The 23,260-nt window shown below is 72.7% G+C and carries 17 protein-coding genes and 1 pseudogene; 10 read left to right on the top strand and 8 right to left on the bottom strand.

The window, feature by feature from the left end; translation table 11 throughout:
• Positions 1-132 precede the first annotated feature (132 nt).
• Entirely contained in the window at positions 133-1,011 is an 879-nt protein-coding gene (locus IE271_RS34805; protein ID WP_190194472.1) for an AraC family transcriptional regulator, read from the top strand.
• 332 nt (positions 1,012-1,343) lie between these two features.
• Here the strand turns inward: IE271_RS34805 and IE271_RS34800 are convergent, their stop codons facing one another.
• Positions 1,344-3,464 (bottom strand): ATP-binding protein, encoded by a 2,121-nt coding sequence (locus tag IE271_RS34800; protein ID WP_190194471.1) that lies wholly within the window; start codon positions 3,462-3,464, stop codon positions 1,344-1,346.
• A gap of 1,145 nt (positions 3,465-4,609) precedes the next feature.
• Between IE271_RS34800 and IE271_RS34795 the strand changes: the two genes are divergently transcribed.
• Positions 4,610-5,302, top strand: a complete 693-nt coding sequence (locus IE271_RS34795) for an MEDS and STAS domain-containing protein (protein WP_190194470.1) — start codon at positions 4,610-4,612, stop codon at positions 5,300-5,302.
• A complete protein-coding gene (locus IE271_RS34790; protein ID WP_229919771.1) occupies positions 5,299-5,799 on the top strand; it encodes an ATP-binding protein in 501 nt (166 codons plus the stop codon). Before IE271_RS34795 ends, IE271_RS34790 begins: the two co-directional genes overlap by 4 nt.
• A gap of 165 nt (positions 5,800-5,964) precedes the next feature.
• Here the strand turns inward: IE271_RS34790 and IE271_RS34785 are convergent, their stop codons facing one another.
• A complete protein-coding gene (locus IE271_RS34785) occupies positions 5,965-6,819 on the bottom strand; it encodes an alpha/beta fold hydrolase (RefSeq protein WP_190194469.1) in 855 nt (284 codons plus the stop codon).
• Between the two features lie 585 nt (positions 6,820-7,404).
• On the opposite strand from IE271_RS34785, the gene IE271_RS34780 reads away from it, so the two are divergent.
• On the top strand, positions 7,405-8,607 hold the full coding sequence (locus IE271_RS34780; RefSeq protein WP_190194468.1) for a PP2C family protein-serine/threonine phosphatase: 1,203 nt from the start codon (positions 7,405-7,407) through the stop codon (positions 8,605-8,607).
• Positions 8,608-8,963: 356 nt separating this feature from the next.
• Here IE271_RS34780 and IE271_RS34775 read toward each other — a convergent pair whose 3' ends face one another.
• The gene (locus tag IE271_RS34775; protein WP_190194467.1) at positions 8,964-9,437 is read right to left on the bottom strand and encodes an Lrp/AsnC family transcriptional regulator; all 474 of its coding nucleotides are present in this window, start codon (positions 9,435-9,437) and stop codon (positions 8,964-8,966) included.
• Between the two features lie 79 nt (positions 9,438-9,516).
• On the opposite strand from IE271_RS34775, the gene IE271_RS34770 reads away from it, so the two are divergent.
• The 3 genes and pseudogenes from IE271_RS34770 to IE271_RS34760 all read left to right on the top strand — a co-directional run bounded on the left by IE271_RS34770 (position 9,517) and on the right by IE271_RS34760 (position 11,393).
• Complete coding sequence (locus IE271_RS34770; protein WP_190194466.1) at positions 9,517-10,575, top strand: Glu/Leu/Phe/Val dehydrogenase family protein; 1,059 nt, start codon at positions 9,517-9,519, stop codon at positions 10,573-10,575.
• Positions 10,576-10,636: 61 nt separating this feature from the next.
• The gene (locus IE271_RS34765) at positions 10,637-10,930 is read left to right on the top strand and encodes a hypothetical protein (RefSeq protein WP_190194465.1); all 294 of its coding nucleotides are present in this window, start codon (positions 10,637-10,639) and stop codon (positions 10,928-10,930) included.
• Positions 10,927-11,393 (top strand): annotated as a pseudogene (locus IE271_RS34760) (ABA4-like family protein). The gene IE271_RS34765 and the pseudogene IE271_RS34760 overlap by 4 nt, the downstream one beginning before the upstream one ends.
• A gap of 214 nt (positions 11,394-11,607) precedes the next feature.
• On the opposite strand, the gene IE271_RS34755 reads toward IE271_RS34760, so the two are convergent.
• From IE271_RS34755 to IE271_RS34735, 5 genes are read right to left on the bottom strand one after another with little or no spacing between them, the layout of a single operon-like run.
• The gene (locus IE271_RS34755; protein ID WP_190194464.1) at positions 11,608-14,787 is read right to left on the bottom strand and encodes a glycoside hydrolase family 38 N-terminal domain-containing protein; all 3,180 of its coding nucleotides are present in this window, start codon (positions 14,785-14,787) and stop codon (positions 11,608-11,610) included.
• A 55-nt stretch (positions 14,788-14,842) separates the two neighbouring features.
• Entirely contained in the window at positions 14,843-16,054 is a 1,212-nt protein-coding gene (locus tag IE271_RS34750) for a glycoside hydrolase family 76 protein (RefSeq protein ID WP_190194463.1), read from the bottom strand.
• Between the two features lie 39 nt (positions 16,055-16,093).
• Positions 16,094-16,915 (bottom strand): carbohydrate ABC transporter permease, encoded by an 822-nt coding sequence (locus IE271_RS34745; protein ID WP_373308885.1) that lies wholly within the window; start codon positions 16,913-16,915, stop codon positions 16,094-16,096.
• Positions 16,912-17,871, bottom strand: a complete 960-nt coding sequence (locus tag IE271_RS34740; protein ID WP_190194461.1) for a carbohydrate ABC transporter permease — start codon at positions 17,869-17,871, stop codon at positions 16,912-16,914. The genes IE271_RS34745 and IE271_RS34740 overlap by 4 nt, the downstream gene beginning before the upstream one ends.
• Positions 17,868-19,181 carry an ABC transporter substrate-binding protein gene (locus tag IE271_RS34735; RefSeq protein WP_190194460.1) on the bottom strand — a complete coding sequence of 438 codons (1,314 nt, stop codon included), beginning with the start codon at positions 19,179-19,181 and terminating at the stop codon, positions 17,868-17,870. The genes IE271_RS34740 and IE271_RS34735 overlap by 4 nt, the downstream gene beginning before the upstream one ends.
• A 293-nt stretch (positions 19,182-19,474) precedes the next feature.
• On the opposite strand from IE271_RS34735, the gene IE271_RS34730 reads away from it, so the two are divergent.
• The 3 genes from IE271_RS34730 to IE271_RS34720 are packed head-to-tail and all read left to right on the top strand — an operon-like array spanning position 19,475 to position 23,209.
• Positions 19,475-21,196, top strand: coding sequence for a class I mannose-6-phosphate isomerase (locus IE271_RS34730; RefSeq protein WP_190194459.1), 1,722 nt, complete (start codon positions 19,475-19,477; stop codon positions 21,194-21,196).
• Positions 21,193-22,128, top strand: a complete 936-nt coding sequence (locus IE271_RS34725) for an ROK family protein (RefSeq protein ID WP_229919770.1) — start codon at positions 21,193-21,195, stop codon at positions 22,126-22,128. Before IE271_RS34730 ends, IE271_RS34725 begins: the two co-directional genes overlap by 4 nt.
• A 43-nt stretch (positions 22,129-22,171) precedes the next feature.
• Positions 22,172-23,209 (top strand): LacI family DNA-binding transcriptional regulator, encoded by a 1,038-nt coding sequence (locus tag IE271_RS34720; protein ID WP_190194458.1) that lies wholly within the window; start codon positions 22,172-22,174, stop codon positions 23,207-23,209.
• The last annotated feature ends 51 nt before the right edge of the window (positions 23,210-23,260 follow it).

Here is a 23,260-nt window from a genome sequence, read left to right as displayed (position 1 = left end):
CCCTGGCGCCACGGCCGTGCCCGGCCGCCTGGTCCGCACCACCTGACCCGTCACGACCACTCGTCATCCGGTGACAAGACGATGAACGCCGTCTCGTGCCCGGTCCCTGATCGGCCGAATACGCTGAGGGACGTGGACGTGCTCAGCGATGTCATCGCCTCCCTCCGCTCAGGCCGCCCCTTCGCCAACCGAGAAGATCGCGCGGGTACCTGGCACACCCCCTTCGCACCTTTCGCCGGAGCGGGATTCCACATCGTGCTGAGCGGATCGTGCAGACTGCTGGCACCCGACGGCTCGTCCCGGACCCTGAACGTCGGCGACGTGGTACTCACCCCGCACGGCACACAGCACGCCCTGGAGGACCCCGGCCACGCCGACGCGGACGCCGACAGCCCCACCTCCCTGCTGTGCGGCGCCTACCGGCTGGATCGGACGCAGTCCCACCCCCTCCTGGCCACCCTGCCGGACGTCATCCACCTGCGATCGCAGTTCGGGCGCCATCCCGCACTGCGCTCCGCCGTCTCCCTGCTCGGCAACGAACTGCGAAACCCGCAGCAGGGATCCGTCTCCGCCCTGTCCACACTGCTCGACCTGCTGCTGATCTACATACTGCGGGCCTGGTTCGAGGACGAGTCCGACCGCGGCGCGCCCGGCTGGTCCGCAGCGCTGGCCGATCCCGTCGTCAGCGCCGCTCTCAGCGCCATGCACGAGGACCCGGCCCGCGCCTGGACCGTCGAGGAACTGGGCAAGGAGGCCAACCTGTCCCGGGCGGCCTTCGCGCGCCGGTTCACCGGTCTGGTGGGGGAACCGCCGATGTCCTATCTGACCTGGTGGAGGCTGAGCGTCGCCGCCCGCCTGCTCAAGGAGAGCGGCACATCCCTCAAGTCCGTCGCGCAGAGCGTCGGGTACGGCTCGCAGTACGCCTTCGCCAACGCCTTCAAACGCGCGCACGGCATCTCTCCCGGTCGCTACCGGCTGGCGCACACCGGCGGCCGGCAGCCGAGCCAGTAGTCCTCGAAGCCACCGTTCGCCATCACCGTGCGGAGTGGGAGGACGGTTTCGACGCCGGCAAGGCCCCGACGGGCGGCGGTGGCGTCGAGGCCGTCGGCGGTCAGGTGGCGGCAGGCGTCTTCGACGGCGCCGACGGGGCAGTGGCGGCGGGCCGGTTCCGTACGGTCACCGCGGGGGTGCCGGAGCGGACGACGGTGATCGCTCCCGGACTTCCGCGCGTGCCCCGGGCAGGCCCGCAGGGCAGGTGCTCTTTCGCCGGTCAGCGCGCTGATGCACGAGCGCGGGCGGACCGCTTCCGCCGATGTGACCGCGAACGACGGCACACCGCCCTCTCAGCTCTGGTGCAGGGCGTGGGCGAGACCGTCGTCGATGCTGGTCTGGAGACCGGTGCGGTAGGCGGCCTCGTACGCGGCGTCCCCGATGGCCTCCCGCGCCTGCCGCTCACAGTCCGTGCGGGCGGCGATGAGGTGGGGCATGCCCATCTGGGGGCGGCCGAGGGTGTCCCAGATCTGCTGGGCCGTGCCGAGCAGCCGGGCCGCCCGCTCGCCGTGGCCGCTGTCCGCGGTCACGGAGGCCAGCAGGTCGGCGGCTGTGGCGGTACCGAGGCTGTCGTGGAGCAGGGCCTTGCTCTCCAGGGCGGCGCGGGCGTGCACGGCGGCCTCCTCCGGTCTGCCGAGGCCGCGTTCCGCCAGCCCGTGGATGTAGTCGGCCCAGGCGCGGGCCCACCGTTCGCCCCGCCGGCCGCACTCCGTGCGCAAGGCGTCGGCCGCCGCGGCGGCGTCCGCGAACTCCCCCAGAGCGACATGGACGAACCCCCGGGTCGCCCAGACCATCAAGCGCGCCCCGGCGTAGGCGCTGCTGTGGGCCCGGGTGTAGTCCGTGGCGTCGAACACCGCGGCGGCCTCCGCGGGCTGTCCGTGCAGCAGCAGGCCGAGGCCGTCGAGGTAGGCGGCGGCGGTCAGCATGGCCGGGCTGCCCGCCGCCTCGGCGCAGACGCGGAACTCCTTGCCCAGCCGCGTGGTCGTGTGGGCGTCGCCCTGGGCGACGGCGGCCACACCGCAGGCCCAGACCGCCCTGCTGCGGGCCGGGCCGGGGTCTGTCCACCGGGCCAGGGCCCGGTCCAGGTAGTGGCGGCCCGCCCGGGCGTACCCGCAGGCGAACCAGGAGAACCACAGCGCCCCGCCCAGTTCCAACGCGGCCTGCTCCTCGCCCTCGGTCAGGCAGTGGTCCAGGGCGGCGCGGAAGTTGGCGTGGTCGACGACCGCGCGCCAGCACCAGGCCACCTGATGCGGGCCGACCCACTCGGCGTCGGCCCGCCGGGCCAGGGCCAGGAAGTGGTCGCGGTGGCGACGGGCGATGGCCCCCGCCTCGCCCAGTCCGGCCAGCCAGTCGGCTCCGAACTCGCGCACCGTGTCCAGCATCGCGTACCGTACCGCCCCCGTCACGTGCGCCCGCCGCTGCAGCAGCGACTTGGCCACCAGGCCGTCCAGCAGCCGGGGCACCTCCTCGGCGGACAGCGGCCCGCCGGCGCACACCGCCTGCGCCGCCTCGCGGTCGCAGCCCCCGGCGAAGACCGACAGCCGGGCCCACAGCAGCCGTTCCAGCGGGGCACACAGCTCATGGCTCCAGCCGATGGTGGTGCGCAGCGCCTGGTGCCGCGGCTCGCCGTCGCCGTACGCCTCGGGATCGGCGGCGAGCACCTCGAAACGGCTGTGGAGGTCGGCGCGGAGCTGGTCCAGGGTCAGCTCGGGCAGCCGGGCGGCGGCCAGCTCGATGGCGAGCGGAAGGCCCTCCAGCCGGACACAGATCTCCGCCACCACCGCGCGGGCCGCGGCGTCGGTGGCCAGGCCGGGCGCGGCGTCGGCGGCCCGCTGGAGGAACAGCGCCACCGCATCCTCCTCCTGTCCGGGCCCGCCCTGCGGTCGGCCGGGCCTGGGAACGGGCAGCGGGGGTACCGTCATCACGCGTTCGTCCCGGGCGCTCAGCGGCTGGCGGCTGGTGGCCAGGATGCGCAGTCCCGGGGCGGCGGACAACAGGTCCCCGACGAGGTCGGCGCAGGGAGCGGTGAGGTGTTCGCAGCAGTCCAGGAGGAGCAGCAGACGCTTGTCGGCCAGCCACTCGGCCACCACCTCGGTGGCCGGACGGGTGGTCTGGTCCGCCAGCCGCAGTGCCTCCATGACGATCAGGGCGAGCAGCTCGGTGTCGTGCCGGCCGGTGCGGGGCACCGGGGAGAGTTCCACCAGCCACACTCCGTCGGGGAAGGTGGCGCGCAGCCCGGCCGCGGCGCGCAGGGCGAGTCGGGTCTTGCCCACTCCGCCCACCCCGGTCAGCGTGACCAGCCGGGTCTCCTGAAGCGCGCAGCCCGCCCTGATCAGCTCGGCCCGGCGGCCGACGAAGCCGGTGGTCTCCTCCGGCACCTCGCCCGCCGGCCAGTCCCCCCTGTAGAACTCCACCCCTGCTGCCTCTCCTTCGCCTCGGCTCTCTCCCGTCTCCCCGCGTCGGACAGCGGGGCCCACCACCCAAGGCGCCCGGCCTGGCCGCGAAGCAACGGCGGGTGGAGGGGAAGCGCGACACCGCCGTGCGCCGATGGACGAGCCCCTGGCGGGCAGGCACGCCTTACGGTCCCATCACAGGACCCCGAGTGACGTCAAAACAAAGGGACATCACAAACCCGGTCGGATAGTGACACCCACAGTCGCTTCGAAACGGCTCCCGAAGGCACGTACAGGGAGTGCCATGGAAGCGGGCCGGTGGTGCGGAAACGGGTTGTCGGCGGAGGCGTGAGGGCTGTGAGGGACGACAACGACAGTGCGGCCTCGCGGCCGGGGCCGCCTGCGGGTTCACCCGGTCGGCCGCGTATGAGGCGACGCGGAGGGGAGAGACGGCAGGGGCGCGACGCTGTTCTCCTGTGCCGTGTGCGCGTGGTGGTGCGCCGTGGCCGGTCTGGCGAAGGGCCGGCCACGGCACCGCAGGCCAGGACTGCACGCTGCTGCGTTCTTGTCCCTCTCCCTGTTCCTGTCCCCGCCCGGCCGGGCGCGGTGGCCCCGGAGGCGGCAGGTGTTGCCGCGCAGGCGCGGCCCGTGCGGCGGCCCCGGTGGCCGGTGCGACTGTCGCTGTCCGCCCGGCGGCCGGCCGGGCCGCGATCACCGGGGACGTCCCGCGCCGCAAGTGCGCGGCACGGCGGCCGCGCGGCAGCGGCGACGGCCGTGTGCGCCATGCGGGAGCAGGCTCCCTCTTTCGGGCGGGCGCGCTCTCCGGCCTTCCGGGCGGGCGCGCTCCCCGGCACCTGTGCCGAACAACGGCGAAAGGCACCGCACCGTGGGAAACATCTTCGGGACCGGTTCGGGCCCGGATGCCGGCGAACCAGACACTTGCGGTCACCGTGGCCTTGACGCGGTGGGCCGGCTCTAGATTGGGGGCATGGACGCCAGCGCTTGTGCCCGGCCGGTTTCGGCTCTGCGCGTGTCCGACGGAGACCATGCCTGTCTGGCGTTCGACGACCACGCCAGTCGTTGGCAGGTGCGGGCCGCCTACATCGAGCAGGGCCTGGCGCGCGGTGAGCAGGTGGTGCTGTTCACCGATCCGGCCACCACGGTCCGTGGCGGCGCGGCTGGAGGCGTGCGGGTCGGCCGTCGACTCCGGGCTCGCGGCCGGGCAACTGCTCCTGTGCACGGAGATCGCAGGGTTCGATCCGTCGTGCGGTCTGGACCCCGACGCCCGTATCCGGTTCTGGCTGGAGCTGGCGACGAGGGCCAGGGCGCAGGGCTTCACGGGGGTGCGCATCGTGGCCGACATGGGGTGGGCCGCCGGATCCGGTGTCGATCACGACGTGCTGGTGGAGTACGAGAGCCGGCTGTCGACGGTGCTCGCCGACCTCAACCTCACCGCCGTGTGCGAGTACGACCAGCGCCTCTTCGACGAGCGACTGCTGCAGCGCATCGGCCGGGCTCATCCCAAGAAGGTGCTGCCCCGGCTGGACGCGCTGGAGTTCACCCGGGTCGGCACCGAGCTGTGGGCCGCCGGTGAGGCCGACCTCGCCACGCGTGACGAGTTCGACGCGGTCCTTGCCGACGCCCTGGCCGGCCCGGACCGCATCACCGTTCTGGACCTGTGCGAGCTGTGCTTCATGGACGGGCACAGCGCACGCACGATCGTGCGGCTCGCCCGCCGGCGTCCGGCCGGCCGGCTCCTGACCGTTCGCTGCCTGCCGATACAGAACCAGCTGCTGCGGTTGTGCAACGCCTCGGCAGTGCCGCACCTGGTGGTGCAGGAGGAGTGCTTCGCACAGTGATCCGTGACCGCGACCGTGACGTCGACATCGAGGACAGCCCCAGCTCCATGGAGGACCACCACATCACCGCAGCACCGAAGGAGCACGTCAACGGCACTATCGTCCCCCGGGCGGGCCACATGGTCCTCAAAACCCCGTTCGCAGCCTCCGACCTCGGGGAGCTGCGACGCCAAGTCGCCCGCCACGCCGGGGCAGCCGGTCTGCGCCCTGCCCGGCTCGCGGAGTTCGTGCTGGCGGTGAACGAGATCGCGACCAACGCCATCGTGCACGGCGGCGGCCGAGGCCACCTCGAGCTGGACCGGACAGGCACCGGACTGCGCTGCACCATCGTCGATCAGGGCCCGGGGCCGGCTCGTCCGGACACCTGCGCGCACCACTCGCCGGACGGAGAAGAGAGCGGTCGTGGACTGCGCCTGGCCCGGGCGTTCGTGGACGATCTCACCCTCACGAACGGCACGGCCGGAACCACGGTCACACTGATCGTCCTGCTCGACTGACCGCACCGCGCACCAGGTCCGGCCAGAACGCGTGCCGGCCGGACGTGCATTCCCACCCGTCGGCACAGGCGCATCGGTCCCTGCTGTCCCGACCTCGGCCAGGCCCCGCAGTCCTGCCCCCGTCCGGGACGGGGCCTGCCTGGAGCAGCGCTGTCCGGAAGCGGGTCAGCCCCAGAACTCCCGCAGGGCGGCGTTGACGGCGGCCGCCTCCTGAGTGTGCGGGTAGTACCCGGGCACCCGCAGCAGCCGGCTTCCGAGGGAGTCCGCGAGGGACTCGGCCACGGCCATGAGGGGGCGCCCCACATGCTCGCGGTACGCGGCGGGCGCGTGTTCCCAGGTCCCGCAGATCACCAGAACCGGCAGGGCGCCCCGGATCGCCTCCAGCGGGATCTCCGCCTCCCAAACGGGCCGTTCCCGCATGGAGGTGGCGACGGCACGGAGCCGGCGCGGTGTGGGCTCGGGCATGGCCGTCCCCAGCCCTTCGGTGGACGCGCGCAGATACTGCTCGGGCGTGACCCCGTCCGGGATGCCCGGGGCGCCGTCGCGCACGCGGTCGAGGAGGTCGGCGACGACCGGATGGTCCGCGGCGGCGGTGAAGGCGGAGGGTTGGACGAGGGCGAGGGAGCGGACGAGGTCGGGCCGGCGCGCTGCGGCGATGAGCGCGACGACGGCGCCGTTCCCGTGTCCCACGAGGTGGGCGCCGCCGCGCCCCGTGACGCAGGTCTCGTCGCCGAGGATCTCCACGACGTCCTCGGCGTCGGCGTCGAAGTCGCTGCGCGCGGTGTCCGGGCTGTCGCCGTAACCCCGGCGATCCATCAGGAGCAGTCGCCGGCTGTCGGCGAGCGGCCGCTGCGCGGCGAAGCCGTACGCCGGGTCGCTGCCCCAGGTGAAGATGTTGTGGACGAAGAGGGCGGGGGCGGCAGGGGTCGCCGGGCTCACCACGGCCCGCGAAGCCACGGGGGCGGAGCCCCCTCCGGCCCGGTCGCGGTCGTCCCACACGGTCACGTGCACGGCTGTCATGGGCCACCCTCCCGTGGTTGAGGAACACCGACTCCAGTAAGGCCAACGGTCGCACAGGCAACGCCGTGCGGTCAGGGCCCGCACGGACGGCGGTCATGCCGCCCGATCCCTCCGGCAAGGGCCGGGCCCGCTGGTCCGCAGCCCGGAAGCGCCGGGGGTGCAGGCGGTGCCGATGAAGGGCGGGTGAGCGGTCGGCCTCGCGCTCACAGCGGCGGTGCGGCCGACGGCGAGCGGCCTGCCGCACCAGGAATCGCACCGGTGCCTTCCTGTTTCATCGGCCCCGGAAGGCGTTCCACATCGTCTCCCGCTGTCCGCCCGCAGACCGGACGGTTCTCGGTGGGCCGGAGCAAGGGGGTGGAACGATCCGTGATCGCCGAGGACCGTGCCGCCCCGTACGGCGCGTCGTGCGCGGAGCCGCCCGGTACGACTCGGTACAGCCCGTACGCCCTGATGGGTGCGAGGGAGGCTTATACCCGTTCCGAGGGGCTTTGAACGGAAAGGGTGCCGGATCGGTTGCGATGGGGTGCGCCGGGTGAGGCCGAAGAATGTCAGGGAAGAAGGGACGGCAGTTGACAGGAGGTTGCCGTGGTGGACGCAGATGTGGCACTGGACGAGCTTCTCGCTGCCGCGGAGGCCGCACCGCCCGGTGAGTCCGTTGACGTGGTGGCGCGCACCCTGCAGAGGGGGTTCGGGGCCCGCAACGTGTCGTTTCTCTTCGTCGACCTCATCGGCCAGCAACTGGTGCGGCTGACCGCGGCCGCCGAAGGCGGTGTCCAGGGCGACGCTGCGCCGATCGACCTGCAAGGGAGCGTCTACGACCGTGTCCTGCAGTCCCAACGTCAGTATGTGGAACCGGACGGTGGGGGCGGATGGCGCGTCATCGTGCCGGTCACCAACCGCGGCGACTGCGTCGGTGTACTGGAGATGACCCTGCAGCACACCGATGAGGCCGTGCTGAGACGGGTCGGCCGGGCGGCCCACGCGCTGGCCTACATCATTGTCACGGACCGCCGCTTCACCGACCTGTACCACTTGGGCCGGCGCACCACCAACACCAGCCTGGCCGCGGAGATCCAGCACCAGTTGCTGCCCTCGGCGGCCTGCTGCGAGGCACCCCAGTTCACCCTCGCCGCCGGGCTGGTCCCGGCCGACGACATCGGCGGCGACACCTATGACTACAGCCTCGACCGCGACACCCTGCACCTGTCCATCACCGATGCCATGGGGCACGACACCGACTCCGCTCTGCTGGCCACCTTGCTGGTCGGCGCGCTGCGGCGGGCCCGTCGCAGCGGTTGCGACGCTCTCAGACAGGCCAACCAGGCCCACCAGGCCCTGCTGAACCACAGTCGTGGCCTGGCCACCGGGCAACTGCTGTGCATCGACCTCGAAACAGGTCTGGTCGAACTGGTCAACGCCGGGCACCCCTGGCCGTTGCTCCTGCGCGACGGCACCGTCGAGGAGGTCAAACTCGCCGTGAACCTTCCCTTCGGGGTGTCGGCGCCCAGCTCCTACCGCGTACAGGAACTGCGGCTGCACCCCGGGGACCGCCTGATCCTGCTCACCGACGGCATGCAGGAGCGCGGTGCCGTGGCCGTCGACCTGGCCGAACTCGTGCACGACACCCGTGACCTGCACCCGAGGGAAACCGTCCGCACCCTGACAGCCGCGGTGCTGGACGCCTGCCACGGCGACCTCAAGGACGACGCCACGATCCTGGTCCTGGACTGGCACGGCGCCCGTCGTGGCGACTCCTCCGAAAACGGGGCCTCACCTGCTCGCAGGTGAACCTGCCGCGGTGCACAGGATCAGGGCCGCACAGCTCAGGTGGCCAGGACGGCTGACGCGAGTGTTCGTGCGACGACCCTGTCCCACATCCGATGGTGACGCGTCGTGCCGGAGGCCGCTGACGTCAGGGAGCGCAGACCGGAGGGGCGCGGAGGGCCGTCGGGCCGGATCCGGACAGCTCGGGCGGGGCAGTGCGGTCGCGGGCCGGCAGGGCCGGGGCTGCGGTGGGACCGGCGCCGGCACTGGCTTCCGCAGCGACGACACGGTCCGGGCCGCGCCGAGTGCCGCGGCGCGCTGCGCCGCCCGCGGCAGGCCCGCGTGGTGCCGAGGCAGGAGGCGTTCACGACCTCGCCGCCTTACTCCTGCGGTCCGGTCGGGGGCAGCGGTTCCAGGACCGGGTTGGTCAGGTGCTGGTAGATGATCGAGGTGCGGAAGCCGACGATCTCGCGCCGGTCGGTGAACTGGTCCAGCAGGAAGGCGTGCAGGTGGTCGATGTCCTGGGCCGTGACGTGGACGAGGAAGTCGTCGCTGCCGGCCATCGTGTAGACGGAGACCACCTCCGGCAACTGCGTCACCGACTGCTCGAAGGCGGCGACGACGTCCCGCCGCAGGGGCCTGACCTGGGTGAAGACCATCGCCTGTACGGACCGGTTGAGCGCCCGCAGGGAGACCTCGGCCCGATAGCCCCGGATGACGCCGCGCTTGCGCAGCAGCCTCGTGCGCTCCAGGCAGGTGGAGGGGGCGATGCCCAGTTTCTCGGCGAGGGCGCGGTTGGACTGGCGGCCGTCCGACTGCAGATGGCGCAGGATCGCCGTATCAAGTTCGTCCATGACTGGCTCCTGAAGGGGAAGGCCGAATTTCCTACGGCGGCACGGCCGTCGGTTCGCACATCACCCTAACTTCAAGGGCATGAGCCAAACATCTGTGCATGAAGACGTCGTCATCCGGCGCGGACGCCGGTCCGGTCTGCCCTTGATCGTCGCGGTCCACTCCCGAACGCTGGGTCCGGCGGTCGGCGGCTGCAGGCTGCGCCGCTATGCCCACTGGCGCGAGGGGCTGACCGACGCGCTGCGCCTGTCGGAGGCGATGACCTACAAGGCCGCCGTGGCCGGCCTGGACTTCGGCGGCGGCAAGAGTGTGATCGCCCTCGAGCAGGACACCGATCTCACACCGCAGTTGCGCCGGGCCGCGCTGGAGGACCTGGGCGAGCTGATCGCCTCCTTCGACGGCTCCTACCGCACCGGCCCCGACGTGGGGACCGGCCCCGACGACATGGTGGTGCTGCGCCGCTTCTCGCCGTACGCGTACTGCGCGCCCGAGGAGCACGGGGGCACCGGCGACTCCGGCGGCCCCACCGCCGTCGGCGTGCTGGCCGCCCTGCACGCCGGTGCGCGGCATGTGTTCGGCACCGCGTCCTGCGCGGGGCGGACGGTGGTCGTCAGCGGATTCGGCTCGGTCGGCGGCCGCATCGCCTCCGGCCTCGCCGCCGAGGGCGCCCACGTGGTGGTGTCGGACGTGGACGCCTCGCGCGAACAGGCCGCCCTGGCCGGCGGATACGGATGGGTCGAGCCCGGGCAGGCCCTGTCCGCACCGGCCGACATCCTGGTCCCCGCCGCCGTGGGCGGAGTGCTCAGCGAGGCCAGCGTCCCCACGATCGGCGCCCGCCTGGTCGTCGGCCCGGCGAACAACCAGCTCACCGAGGAGACCGTCGCCGACACCCTCGCACAGCGCGACATCGTGTGGATCCCCGACTACGTCGCCGGTGCCGGCGGCATCGCCTACGCCCTGGGCCGGGAGGCGGAGGGCGAGAGCCACGAGGCGGCCCGCAAGCGCGTGGAGGGCATCGGCGCCACCGTGAGCCGCGTCCTCGACCTGTCCCGCTCGACCGGAACCACCCCGCTGGAGGCGGCCCGGCGGATCGCCGAGGACCGGCTCGACGCCGCGGTCCCCCGGACCCGGACCGCCTGACTGCGGCCCTTCGGTCCGGTGACAGTGGCTGGTGGTGCGCCGGTGGTGGTTGCTCCGCGTGGTGCCCGGACGCACTGGTCAGCGGGCCGAGGGCGCCGGACCGGTGTGGTCCGGCGGCAGCGGCGAGCACGGCATCGACAACCGTCGCGGGCGGACGGCCCAGGACGCGGGCCGCGCCTCGTACTCAGGGGGCCGGCCGCTGATCCACCCCGGCGGTGCGATGTCGGGGGCGGCCCTGGCGATCCTGGCGGCCGCCGCTCTCGGGACCTACGGGTGCCTGCGGGCTCCCCTCCGGCCCCGGTCCGAGGCAGCCGGAACCGCGGTCGCCGACGCCCCGAAGGAGCTCGTGCCATGACCGAGTTCCTCTTCGGCCTCGCCTTCTGGCCGGCCGCACCCGTCTGGCTGCTCATGATCCTCGCCCGGCCTGGGGCCCGACCGCCCGCATCGCCGCTTCACCGCTGACCGTGCTGCCCGTCCTGCCGGTCCACCTCGGGCTCGCGCTGCCGGTGTTCCCGGAACTCCGGACCGCGGTCAAAGACCCGGATCTGGACGCCTTCCGGGAGCTGACGGTACTTCCGGACGGCGCGGGAGCCATCTGGGCGCAGGCCATCGCCCGGGACCTCCTGATCGGGCAGTGGATGTACCGGAAGGCGCGGCGGCTGAGGATCTCCGCCCTGCTGATGGGGCCGCTGCTGGTCCTCACCGTCCTGCTGTCGCCCGCCGGACTGCTGGTGTTCCTGGCGCTGCGCGCGGTGCGGTCACGGCGTTCGGGACACGACGGCTTCGCGACCGCGGGGCACGCCCCCTCGTCGGTGTGACGCTGTGGCGACGAGGGGGCGTGCCCACCGAACGGCGCAACCGGGTTGCGTCCGGCGCACGCCGATGGCCGGCGGTCGCTCGACCAACGGCTTCCGAGTCCTCCGCGGCCGCGGCCCCGGCCGGACGGGCCGAGGACACCTTCGGTGCGACGACGACCTTCACACCGGTCCGGGGCCCTTTCCTCTCCGCCGGGCGCTCCGCCGAAGGGGGACGCTAGGAGCGGTCGGGGGACGGGGGGCGGTGCAGCCGGAGGGTGACGGCCGTGGTGCCGAGGGCGGGAACCTCCACCGGGATCGCTCCGTCCGGTTCCGGGGCGATCTCGCTCGGGGCCAGGCCGAGGTAAGTGGTGCGGAAGGCCGGACCGACGGCGAACGGCGTGGTCAGGCGGCAGGTGACCGGGGTGTCGGTCAGGGACTGCAGCCGGACCATGAGGGTGTCCTCGCCCGGGGCGGTCAGACCCACCAGGCGCACGCGGGGGTCGTCCACGGTCAGGAACCGCAGCCGCGCCGGCGGCTCGGCCCCGGCTTCGGCGCGGGCGCGGACCGGTACGAGCGGGTGAGCGGTGACGGCCGCCGTGTGCGCGGCCAGGCGTTCGCCGAGCGCCGGAGCGTCGTGGACCGGGGCGTCGGAGGCCCCCTCGGCGCCCGTGACGCCGACGCTGTAGCGGAAGACGTGGTCGAACGCCTGCTGGGCCGGGAAGTTGGTGTCCCAGATGTTGTTGTGCACCCAGGAGAAGACGGTGGCGGGCTCCTCCTGCGGCAGCGACCGGGGATAGGGGACGTAGGGGATCGCGATCCCGCCGAGCTGCACGAGGGGGGCGTCGGTCGTGGCCAGGGCGACATGGTGGGCGGAGTCGCTGAGACTGATCCAGCGCCGGACGGCGCGCATGTGGGTGGCCGACCCCGGCACGGTCGCCCGTCCGGTGCCGGTGACGCCTCCGGTGGCCTCCATGCGGACGACCGGGGCGTCCAGGGCGAAGGGGAAGGCGAAGAACGCGCTCTCCTTGGTCAGCGTCGCGGTCTTGTCGATGCGGTTCTCGATGTCGACGCGGGCCGCGCCGTGCGGAAGGTGCACCTTCACGCGGAGGCGGCGGGTGCCGGCCGGGGCGCACTCGTAGACCAGCGTGTGGCCGGTGGCGTCGGTCGTGCGGTCGACGAGCGCCGCGGGCGGCGCGGTGTTCCGCGAGGCGAGCAGGTGCATCGAGTCGTCGGCGACGGTCTTGCTGGACTGGTGGTTGAACGCGCCGGCCGTGGCGTACTCGTCGTACACGTAGCCGTTGAAGCCGATGACGGCGTCCTGCCGGACGAGCTCGCGCCCGGTGCGCTTGTCGAGGAGGGAGCCGATGCAGGCCCGGCGCAGGTCGACCGTGACGCGCAGGTGCTCGTTCTCCAGGACGGTCGGTTCCGAGGGTTCGTCGGTGTCGTCGGGGTCGTGCGTGGCGGACGGGGCGGCGGGGACGACGTCCAGGCGCACGGTGCCGCAGGCCGGCACGTCGGCCAGGGGCACGTGCAGGAACCGGCCGGCCGCCCGGTGCCGCTCGTTGCTCTGGGCCTCCTGGACGCAGGGCAGGCGCGCACCGGTGCGCGCGTCGAGGACCTGGACGGCCTCGTCCAGCGCCACGGTGCTCTCGGGCAGGAAGAGCCGCGCGGTCTCGGTCCGCTCCCAGCTGCAGGTGTTCACCACGTAGAAGGAGGCCAGAGCATCCGCGGAGGGTGCGAGGGCCTCGCCCAGCAGTGCGGCGGCGGAGTCCAGCAGGGTCTCCGCGTCGTCGTGGGCGCGCAGGGCCTGGGAGTACTTCCAGTGCCACTGCTTCTCGCCGGAGCCGTGGCCGTGGTCGCCGTGGGTCCACGGGTCGCCGGCGCCCCAGGTGTGCTCGTTGAACAGGGAGGCCGCGCGGTAGACGGCGGGCGCGGCCCCGGTGACGGCCGTGCTGCCGGGCACGCCGAGCAGGTGGGCGTAGCCGGCCACGGTCTGGGCCTCGGCGAGGGCGGCCTGGCCGCGGCGCGCGGCGGCGAGCGGCACGGCGCCGGCTCCGACGCCGTCGACCCACCAGTCGCTCCAGTCGCCCTCGTAGGTCTCCAGGCGGTCGCCCACCCGCTTCTCGGCGTCCTCGAAGAAGTCCTGGTTGCGGGAGGCGCGCAGCCGGGGGAAGGCCCACTGTTCGTTCCAGCGGTCCACCGTGTCGGAGATGATGCGGCGCGGCGGGCCGTTGTCCGCGAACTTGCCCAGGACCCGCAGGTGCAGCACGTCCCACGGGTAGGGGTCGGCGGTGACGGTGTCGCCGAGGATCGGGAAGCCCGGGATCCCGCGGCCCTCGTGAGGGTAGGGGAACTCGGCCAGGGCGCTGAGGTAGGCGGGCAGGAGGTCGTCGACGTGGCCGTAGGACGCGTCGAAACCGAGGACAGAGCCCTCCATGTAGGCCAGGCCGTGCGGGGTGTCCGTGCGCCAGACCAGCACGCTGTTGCCGCTGGGCGTCCGCCAGCGGAACAGGCGCGGCAGGTGTTCCCCGCCGACGAGGTGCGGCACGGCCCGGCCGGCCCAGTTGTGCGCCACGGACAGGTAGCGGATGCCGTTGCCGGCCAGGACGTCGGGCAGGCCGACGACCTGGCCGGGCACGTCCGTCTGCATGGCCGTGCGGATGTCGATGCCGTGCCGGTCGCGCAGCTCGGTCACGGGGCGGAGGAGTTCGTGCAGCTCGTCCGTGGAACAGGTCTCCGTGTGGAGGTTGAACGGCAGCGCGGTGAGTTCGATGCGGCCCTCGCGTACGCGGTCGAGGAAGCTCTCCACCTGGCGGCGGGGGCGGTTGGCCTGCCAGTCCTGGAAGGAGTGGAAGCCCTCGACGGCCCAGCGGAACCGCGCGGGCTCCGGCCGGTCGTCGGTGTCGTCGCACAGTTCGAGCAGCGAGTCGAGGTAGGCGCGGCTCTCGGCCATGACCCGGCCCTGCGGGTCGGTGTAGCCGATGTCGAGGTGGGAGTGCTGTACCAGGTGCAGCGTCCAGTGGCGCTGCGGACGCGCCTCGAACGAGAGCCGGGCGCCCTCCTCCAGTTCGGGGAGTTCGATCAGCAGGGGAGTGGGGGCGTCCACCTCCGGCACCAGGATGCGGGTGTCGTCGCCGGGGCCGGGGAGGACCTCGCAGTGGACGGGGGTGCCCCCGCCGGTGGTGACGCGGGCCCGCGTGACGCGCGGCCGCGGGCGCGCCGTGCCGGGGGAGTGCACCCGCAGCCGGATGGACTGCAGCAGTCCGCCCCGGCCGTCGCGGCGCAGCAGGGGCTCGCCCGACAGCTGTACCCGCAGGTCGCCGAGGCCGGTGGTGGTGGCCACGCGGTCCCGCAGGATGTCCCGCGCGATGTCGGAGTCCCACCAGGAGGGCCGGGTCAGCGGTGGCTTGGGCATGGTGCGTGGACGTCCTTTGCTCGAAGAAGTGGTGTCGCGCGGCCGGGGCGCCGGGTCAGGAGGGCCTGCGGCCGTGGTGGGCGGCGTCGGCGAGGGTGGCGAAGATCTGGACCATGGCGGACTGGTTGAGGGTCGCGGCCGGCGCCTGGGGGTCGTAGTCGCCGCCGTTGGACGGCTGGAAGCGGAACAGTCCGGTGGAGGCGTCCCGGTTGGTCCGGTAGGTGCTGTCCGCGTAGGCGCTCATGGCCTCGAGGTAGGCCGGGTCGGGGCGGACGGCGTCGAGGGCGAGCAGGTCCTTGAGGTAGAAGGCGTTGAAGACGGCCGGCTGGTCGTGCAGGCGGGTGCCCTGCGTCCAGTACGCGAGGGAGCCGCGGGCGTCCTCGACGGCCCTGTCCAGGTAGCCGGTGTCGCCGGTGCCGCGGTAGAGGGCGGTGGCGGTGCCGATCATGGCGCCCGAGTTGTAGGTCCACAGGGTCTCGTTGGTGCTGCCGTCGTCGCCGCGGTCGTTGGCGTACAGGCCGGGTGCCGTGCGCATGCAGGAGGACACCCAGCCGTACCACTGCTCGGCCTTGTCGAGGTAGGCGCGGTTGCGGGTGTGCTCGTAGAGCCGGGCGGCGAGCTGGGCGGAGAGCGCGGTGACGTTGGTGGCCCGGACGGTGTTGGCGGGTGAGTCGAACCAGTCCATGCCGCCGGGGCAGTCCTTGGCGGTGTCGCCGTCCCAGGCGCGCGAGACGACGGGCACGACCTGCTCGGCCCGCTTCAGGAGTCTGCGGTCCCCGGTGTGCTCGTACTGGTCGAGCTGGCTCAGGGCGACCACGGCGTTGTCGTCGTAGTAGATGTCGCCGCCCTGGCCCAGGGGAGCGGGCAGGTAGGACCGGTAGCCCGGCCGGTCCCCGGAGGTGAAGTACAGCTCGACCGTGTCGAAGCGCTCGGTCGCGTCCCGGCGGTAGGCCGGGCCGGTGCGCGGGAGGTCCTGCATGTCGACGGCCGCCGCGGCGGCCTCGCGGAACGGCCAGAGGAAGGAGTGCTCGGGGTCCGTGGCCTGACGGGGCGTGTGCTCCAGGTACAGGCCGTGCTGGTCGGCACCTTCGTACAGGTGGGTCTGCAGGGAGCGGTAGGCGTCGGTGGCGCGGTCGGCCCATACGCCGGCCGGCAGGGGCCGGGGGCGTTCGGGGTGAGGGGTCTGGGCGTGTGCGGGGGCGGCGGCCCAGAGCAGGCCGGCGCAGACGGCGGGCACGGTGGCACGGCGGAGCAGCGAACGCAGCATGGTCTTCCCTTCGCGGCGGTGGGGAGGGAGTGTGCGGGGTCAGTGGTGCATCTTGAGGCTGCTGATGAAGAAGCGCTGGGCGGAGAAGAACAGCACCAGGGTCGGCAGGGAGACGAGGAGGGCGCCGGCCAGCACGATGGGGGGCCCGACGTTGGAGTAGTTGCCCTGCAGATCGGCGAGCGCGGCCATGACGGGCCGGATGTTGCGGCTCGTGGTCAGTGTGATGCCGAACATCAGGTCGTTCCAGACGGCCACGAACTGGAACACGAACACGGCGATCATCGCGGACCTGCTCAGCGGGACGTGGATGTTCCAGAACACCCGCCACCAGGACGCGCCGTCCATGCGCGCGGCCTCCACGACCTCCCGCGGCAGTGTCAGGGCGTAGTTGCGCATGACGAAGAACGCGAAGGGGACCGCGATGGCCGTGTAGATCAGTACGAGGCCGATCTGGGTGTCGTACAGGGATGTCTCCGCGTACGACAGGAACAGGGGGCGGATGAAGACCTGCAGGGGCAGCAGTGTGCCGGAGTAGATCACCCAGAACCACAGCACCTGGCGCTTCACCGGCATGACGATCGTGGCGAAGGCGGCGAGCGTGGCGACCGCCACCGCGGCCAGCGCGCTGACCACGGCGTACAGCAGGCTGTTGCCGAACGCCGGGCCGAGGCGGGCCCTGTCCCAGGCCTGGGACATGTTGTCGAACAGCCCGAAGTCCCGGGGGAGCCAGTGCGGGCTGCCGGAGTAGCTTCCGGCGGGCACCAGCGCGTTGACCACGAGGAGCCACGTCGGGACCAGCCACAGCACGGCGAGCACCGTGAGGGTGCCGTTGCGCAGAACTCTGCCGAGGGTCATGGTCATACGCCTTTCACGTCGAGCTGGCGGCGCAGGTAGAGCCAGGACGCCGCCAGCACGATCACGGTGAGGACGACCGCGATCGCGGCTCCCGCGCCGGGCCGCAGCTCCAGGAAGGTCTCGTTGTACATGGACACCGCGAGGGTCTCGGTGGCCCGGCCGGGGCCTCCCTGGGTGAGGACCCAGATCAGGTCGAACGACTTGAGGCCGTTGACCAGGCTCATGCCGATCACGATGATCGACACGGGGCGCAGCTGGGGCAGGACGATGTGACGGAACCGCTGCCAGCTCCCCGCGCCGTCCAGGGCGCCGGCCTCCAGGGTCTCCGGCGGGATGGACTGCAGGCCGACGAGGAAGAGGATGACGGCCACGCCGGTCGCCTGCCACGCGTTGGCGAGGATCATCACGACGGTGTTGCCGGGCCAGGTCAGCAGCCATCCGTGGGCGAGCGAGTCCAGGTTCAGACCGGTCAGGACCTGGTTGACGGCGCCGTCGGCGGTGAGCATGAAGTTCCAGACCACCGCGACCGCGGAGCCCGAGAGCGCGTAGGGGAGCACGACGCACAGCCGCGCGAGGCGCGAGAAGCGGCCGGCGTCGGTCATGCAGGCGATGGCCAGCCCGAGCACGAAGGGGAGCACGACCGTGCCCACCACCCACATCAGTGTGTTCTGGACGGAGCGGGACAGCGCCGGGTCGGAGGCGAACAGTGCGTAGTTGTCGAACCAGCTGAACGGTGTGGTCCGGGTGTCGCTGAAGAAGCTGCGGTGGACGGTCCAGACGAACGGGGCCAGCAGGAACAGGGCGACCAGGACGACGGACGGGGCCATGAAGGCGCCGGCGGTGAGGCGTTCGCGCCTCCCGCGCCACGCGTGCGTCGCCGGCGGGCGCCGCGCGCCGTCCGTGGGTGCCGAGGGTCCTGCGCCGACGGCGGGGGCGCGTCGGTCGGTGGTGGGAGTACTCATGCTTCGTCGCGCCTCCAGGCTGCCCATTCGTCGTGTGCGCGCTCCTGCATCCGGCGCAGCGTGGTGGCCGGGGAGGTCTGGCCGGCCATGAACCCTCCCAGGTCGTTGGTGTTGCCCTGGATGAGGCTCGGCGGGCCGGCCTCCCAGTAGCGGATCAGCGGGAGCCGGTGCTCACGGGCGATGTCCTGCTGGAGCCGGGCCACGACCGGGTTGCTCGACCGCACCGTGGGGTTGGCGGAGCTGTCCTGCAGGAAGTCGCTCCACTTCCGTTGCACGGACGGGGTGAGCCAGGCCCCGGCGTTCGCCATGGCGGCCTCGTGCGAGGAGGCGTGGCTGGGCACCACGAAGACGCCCGACTCGGCGATCACACTCTTTTGGGTGGAGGGCCGCACCGTGGGGAGGATGAAGGCGCCGTAGTCGACGTCCGGCTCCATGCCCGCGGCCGCCATCCCCGACGCCTGCCAGGTGCCGTGCAGGAACATGCCCAGCGTGCCCTCCTTGAGGGCGCCGGGGCCGCGCGCCTGGTCGAAGTCGGGCGACGTCATCCAGCCCTTGCGCATGAAGTCGTGCCAGATGTCCATCGCCCGGCGCGCCGGGGCGTCGGTGTAGGAGGCCGCGCCCGTCGTCAGCTTCTGGTAGAAGTGCGGATCGACCTTGGTGACCAGTTCCTGGAACCACTCGATCGCGGGCCAGCCGCCGACCTGGCTGGCGAGAAACGGTGTGATCTTGTTGCGCTTGAGGACCTCCGCGCAGTGCAGCAACTGCGCCCAGTCGGCCGGGGCGGACAGTCCCAGTCTCTTGAACACCGGTTTGCTGTAGAAGAGGACGTAGTACGACTCGTAGATCGGGACGCCGTAGGCCTTCCCGCGGTACGACACCGTCTCCCGTGACGCGCCGCGCACCCACCCCTTGGCCTCGTACCGCTCCCAGACGTCCGTCAGGTCCGTGAGCCCTCCGGCGCGCGCCAGCCGCTTGAGCTGGTAACCGGAAGCCCACTTCACCAGGTCGGCGGCCTTCGAGGTCTGCATGGTCATCTGCACGACCTGCTGGTAGGAGGTCACCGACGGGTTCGACAGCGGCCGCAGCGCATAGCCGGTGATCTTCTTCAGTTCGCGCCCGGCGGAGCGGTAGCCCTCGTCCCAGGTGGCGTTGTCGTTGGAGAGGCTGGTGGTCCCCGGCTGCGCCGACGTGCTGTCCCCGCGAGCGCAGCCCCCCGCCGCGAGGGCGGCCGCGCCCGAGGCCACCCCGGCGAGGAAGCGGCGCCGGGCGAGCGGCGCGGCGGCGCGGCTGGTCCTGCCCGATGCTGACATTGATCACCTTCACGGAATCGGGCCACCTGCATGGCTGGATGTGAACAACGGGCGCGCATGGACCCGGAAAGCGCCCGGAACTGCCAAGTGCGTGTTGCGTGGAGGTTAACGACACCATTCCGCCGGTAGCAAGGGTTCGGACGCAAGTGAAGACGACGTCGATTCGCAACTGAAGAAAAAGCCAGCTCAAACAGGCTCCTACAGTCGGAATCGAGTTCGGGACCGGCTATGGACTCCTTCGGCCATGCGTTGTTAACGTTAACCACGATGATCCGGTCCAGTGAGGAGCAGATGTGCCCGCGTCTCGTTCGTACGACCTCCGTCCCAGCTACCAGCCGGTCGCCGGGCAGGTGGCCGCCGGCTGGCCGGCGGCCGTGACCGCGCTGCCGCACGGCCCGCTCGTCCTGTCGGTGGACGGCCCCGCGGCGCTGGACTGGGACGCCCTGGCCGACGGTCTCGCCGCGGCCGCGCGCTCCACGGGCCGCGAGGTGGAACTGCTGGACGTGCGCGACCACTACGCGCCGTCGGCCGCCGAGCGCCTGACGGCCCGGCCGGTCCCCGCCAGCGACCCGTTCTTCACCCCGCTGTCCGAGGCGGGCATCCGCGACCTCTTCGACTCGGTCCCCCGGCCCCGCAGGCCCGCGACCGACGACGGTATGACGGTGGTGTTCGGGCCGGGCGCATCGCTGTGCGGACCCGACGTGCTGTGGTACGCGGACCTGCCCAAGCGCCACGCCGAGGCCGCCGTGGCCAAGGGCGAGCTGCCGGTGGGCGTCAACCTGGGACGCCCCGGCGAACCCGGCGACCTGGTGCGCCTGTTCTACACCGACTGGCCCGTCCTGGACCGCCACCGCGACGCGATCGCGGGCCGGGTCGAGCGGTGGATCGACGCGCAGGACACGGCCGCGCCCGCCTCACTGGACGGCACCGCGCTGCGCGGCACCCTGGCCCACCTGGCCCGGGGGCCGGTGCGCACCCGCCCCTACTTCAACTCCACCCCGTGGGGAGGGCGGTGGGCGGCGAGCGAACTCGGCTTCACCCCGCAGGCCGGCAACACCGCCCTGGGCTACGAACTCATCGCCCCCGAGGCGGGGGTCCTCGTCGGCGAGGCCGACGGAGCACAGGTCGAGGTCCCGTTCCAGCTGCTGTGCGTCCTGCACCCCGAGGACATGCTCGGCGAGGAGGTGCACCGCCGCTTCGGCACCTCCTTCCCGATCCGCTTCGACTACCTCGACACCATGGGGGGCGGCAACCTGTCCCTGCACTGCCACCCGCGGGAGCGGTACATGCGGGAGGTGTTCGGCTGGCCCTACACCCAGCACGAGACGTACTACGTCACGGCCAGCGAACCGGGCGCCCGGGTGCTGCTCGGCCTCACCGAGCACGCGGACCCCGACGTCATGCGCCGCCAGGTGGAGGACGCCATCGCCGACGGCGCCCCGATGCCCGTCGAGGACCACGTCCAGGCCCACCCCGCCACGGTGGGCCAGCTGTTCATGATCCCCGCGGGCACGCCGCACGCCTCCGGGGCGGGCAACCTGGTGCTGGAGGTGAGCGCGACGCCGTACCTGTACTCCCTGCGCTTCTACGACTGGCTCCGCAAGGACGCCGCCGGCGCGAGCCGGCCCCTGCCCTACGAGCACGGCTTCGCCAACCTGGACACCGCCCGGCGCGGGGAGGACGTGACGAAGGACCTGGTCCAGCAGCCGCGCACGCTGCGTGCGGGCGAGGGCTGGCGCGAGGAGGTCATCGGCGCCCTGCCGGAGATGTTCTACGCGGTGCACCGCCTTGTCCTGGCGCCGGACGCGGGCATCGCCGACGACACCGCCGGCCGCTTCCACATCCTCAACGTCGCCTCCGGCCGGGGCGCCGTCATCGAGACCGGCGACGGCCGCACGCACTCCCTGGCCTTCGCGGAGACCCTCACCGTGCCCGCCGCCGTCGGCCCCTACCGCATCCGCGCCCTCGGCTCCGACGAGGTGCACGTCGTGAAGGCGCTGGTGGTCGAGGCGTGAGCGTGACCTCCACGCGGCGGGCCCCCGCGCCCGTCCCCGTTCTCGACGTCGGCGGCACGCACGTCACCGCCGCTCTCGTCGCCCCCGCGACCGGCCGCCCCCTGGTCTCCTCGGTGACCCGCAGGCCCCTGGCGTCCCACACCTCGGCCGACGGCATCCTCGACGCCATCTCCTCGGCGGCCCTGGAGCTGCCCGCCGGACACCGACCGTGCTGGGGCGTGGCCATGCCGGGCCCCTTCGACTACGACACCGGGATCGGCCGCTTCACGGGGATCGGGAAGTTCGAGTCGCTGTCGGGCGTGGACGTCGGAGCCGGCCTGCGCGAGAGACTGGCCGGCCGGGCCGAGCGGCTGCGCTTCCTCAACGACGCCGACGCCTTCGCCATCGGCGAGCACCGCGCCGGCGCCGCCGCCGGCCACGGCCGCGCGGTCTGCCTGACGCTGGGCACCGGCGTGGGATCCTCGTTCCTGCACGCCGGCCGGCCCGTGCACGACGGCCCCCGAGTACCGCCGAGCGGGCACGTGCACCGCTTGGAGGTGCACGGCCGGCCGCTGGAGGACACGGTCTCGCGCCGGGCCGTCCGCGCCCACTACGCACGTCTCGCGGCCCTCCCGGACGAGCGCGTGCTCCCGGACGTCCACGAGATCGCCGCGCTGGCCGGAGAAGGCGACGCGGCCGCCTCGCAGGCATTCCGCTACGCTTTCGGCGTCCTCGGCCGGGCGCTGGCTCCGTGGATCGACCGCTTCGAGGCCGACGCGGTGGTCGTCGGCGGTTCCATGGCCCAGTCGTGGAACCTGATCCACCCCGCGCTCACCGAGGGGCTGGCCGAGGCCGGCGGAACGGACGCGTCCGTCCTGCCGGCCCGCCTGCCGGACGAGGCACCACTGATCGGGGCCGCCCACTGGGCACAGGACACACCGGGCGCTCCGTGAGGACCGGGGCGCCGCCGCAGGCAGGCAGAGGAAGGGGCAGGGCATGACCGTTCGCCGAGGCGGGCCGACCATGCAGGACGTCGGAAAGCTCGCGCAGGTCAGCGCCATGACCGTCTCACGGGTCCTCAAGAACGACCCCGGTGTGTCCGAAGCGACCCGCGAGCGTGTCTTCGCCGCCGTCGACCGGCTCGGCTACCGCCGCAACCAGACCGCACGAAGCCTGCGCCTCGGTGGCAGCGGGATGATCGGCCTCGTCGTCACCAACCTCGCCAACCCCTTCTACTCGCGCCTGGCGCTGGGGGTGCAGGAGGTCGCCACCGAGTACGGCTTCCGGATGCTGCTCAGCAACTCCGCCGAACAGTCCGAACGGGAGCCCGACCTCATCGACGGCCTCGTCGACCACCAGGTGGAAGGACTGATCGTCGTCCCCGCGGGAAGCCGGCAGCAGCACCTGGCCGGCGCCATGCGTCACGTCCCCGTCGTCCTCGCCGCACGGCCGCCGGCCGGACTCGACACCGACTGCGTGCTGGTGGAGGACTTCCACGGAGCCCGCGAAGCCACCGCGTGCCTGCTGTCCGAAGGACACACACGCATCGCCTTCCTCGGGAACCCGCCCGCGCTCTACACCGGGGCGGAGCGCCTGCGCGGCTTCTGGGCGGCCCACGAGGAGGCCGGGGTCGAGCCGGACAGCACCCTCATCCGCCAGGGCCTCGTCGACGCCGCGACGGCGGAGCGGGCGGCCCTCGACCTCCTCGACCGGTCCAAGGGTCCCACAGCGCTCTTCTGCACCAACAACCGCATCAGCCAGGGCGCGATCCGGGCCCTGTACAGAACGGGAACCACCCTGCCCCTGGCGGGCTTCGACGACTTCGACCTGTCCGACGTCCTCGGTCTGCCGCTGACCCTCGTCTCCTACGACGCCGACGAGATCGGCCGCCAGGCCGCACGCCTGCTGGTCGACCGCCTCGACCGCCGGGAGGGCGAGCCGCCCGCCCCCCGCCGTGTCACCGTCCCGACCCGCGTCATCCGCCACGGCGTCCCCTCCGGCGGCCCGCGCAGTGCGCCGCCGTCCCCCGCGTAGTCCGTACCCCGGGGCGCCTCTCCCACCGGCGGCCGCCGGTGGGAGAGGCGC

It is taken from the genome of Streptomyces minutiscleroticus (genome assembly GCF_014650875.1).
In the GTDB taxonomy this organism is placed as follows: Bacteria; Actinomycetota; Actinomycetes; order Streptomycetales; family Streptomycetaceae; genus Streptomyces; species Streptomyces minutiscleroticus.
This window is presented reverse-complemented; position numbering and strand designations above follow the sequence as displayed.

Excerpts from the sequence above, each read along its gene's own strand:
- IE271_RS34785 (WP_190194469.1), bottom strand. The coding sequence starts at position 6,819 with ATGACAGCCGTGCACGTGACCGTGTGGGACGACCGCGACCGGGCCGGA.
- IE271_RS34775 (WP_190194467.1), bottom strand. The coding sequence starts at position 9,437 with ATGGACGAACTTGATACGGCGATCCTGCGCCATCTGCAGTCGGACGGC.
- IE271_RS34770 (WP_190194466.1), top strand. The coding sequence starts at position 9,517 with ATGAGCCAAACATCTGTGCATGAAGACGTCGTCATCCGGCGCGGACGC.
- IE271_RS34755 (WP_190194464.1), bottom strand. The coding sequence starts at position 14,787 with ATGCCCAAGCCACCGCTGACCCGGCCCTCCTGGTGGGACTCCGACATC.
- IE271_RS34750 (WP_190194463.1), bottom strand. The coding sequence starts at position 16,054 with ATGCTGCGTTCGCTGCTCCGCCGTGCCACCGTGCCCGCCGTCTGCGCC.
- IE271_RS34745 (WP_373308885.1), bottom strand. The coding sequence starts at position 16,915 with ATGACCATGACCCTCGGCAGAGTTCTGCGCAACGGCACCCTCACGGTG.
- IE271_RS34740 (WP_190194461.1), bottom strand. The coding sequence starts at position 17,871 with ATGAGTACTCCCACCACCGACCGACGCGCCCCCGCCGTCGGCGCAGGA.
- IE271_RS34735 (WP_190194460.1), bottom strand. The coding sequence starts at position 19,181 with ATGTCAGCATCGGGCAGGACCAGCCGCGCCGCCGCGCCGCTCGCCCGG.
- IE271_RS34720 (WP_190194458.1), top strand. The coding sequence starts at position 22,172 with ATGACCGTTCGCCGAGGCGGGCCGACCATGCAGGACGTCGGAAAGCTC.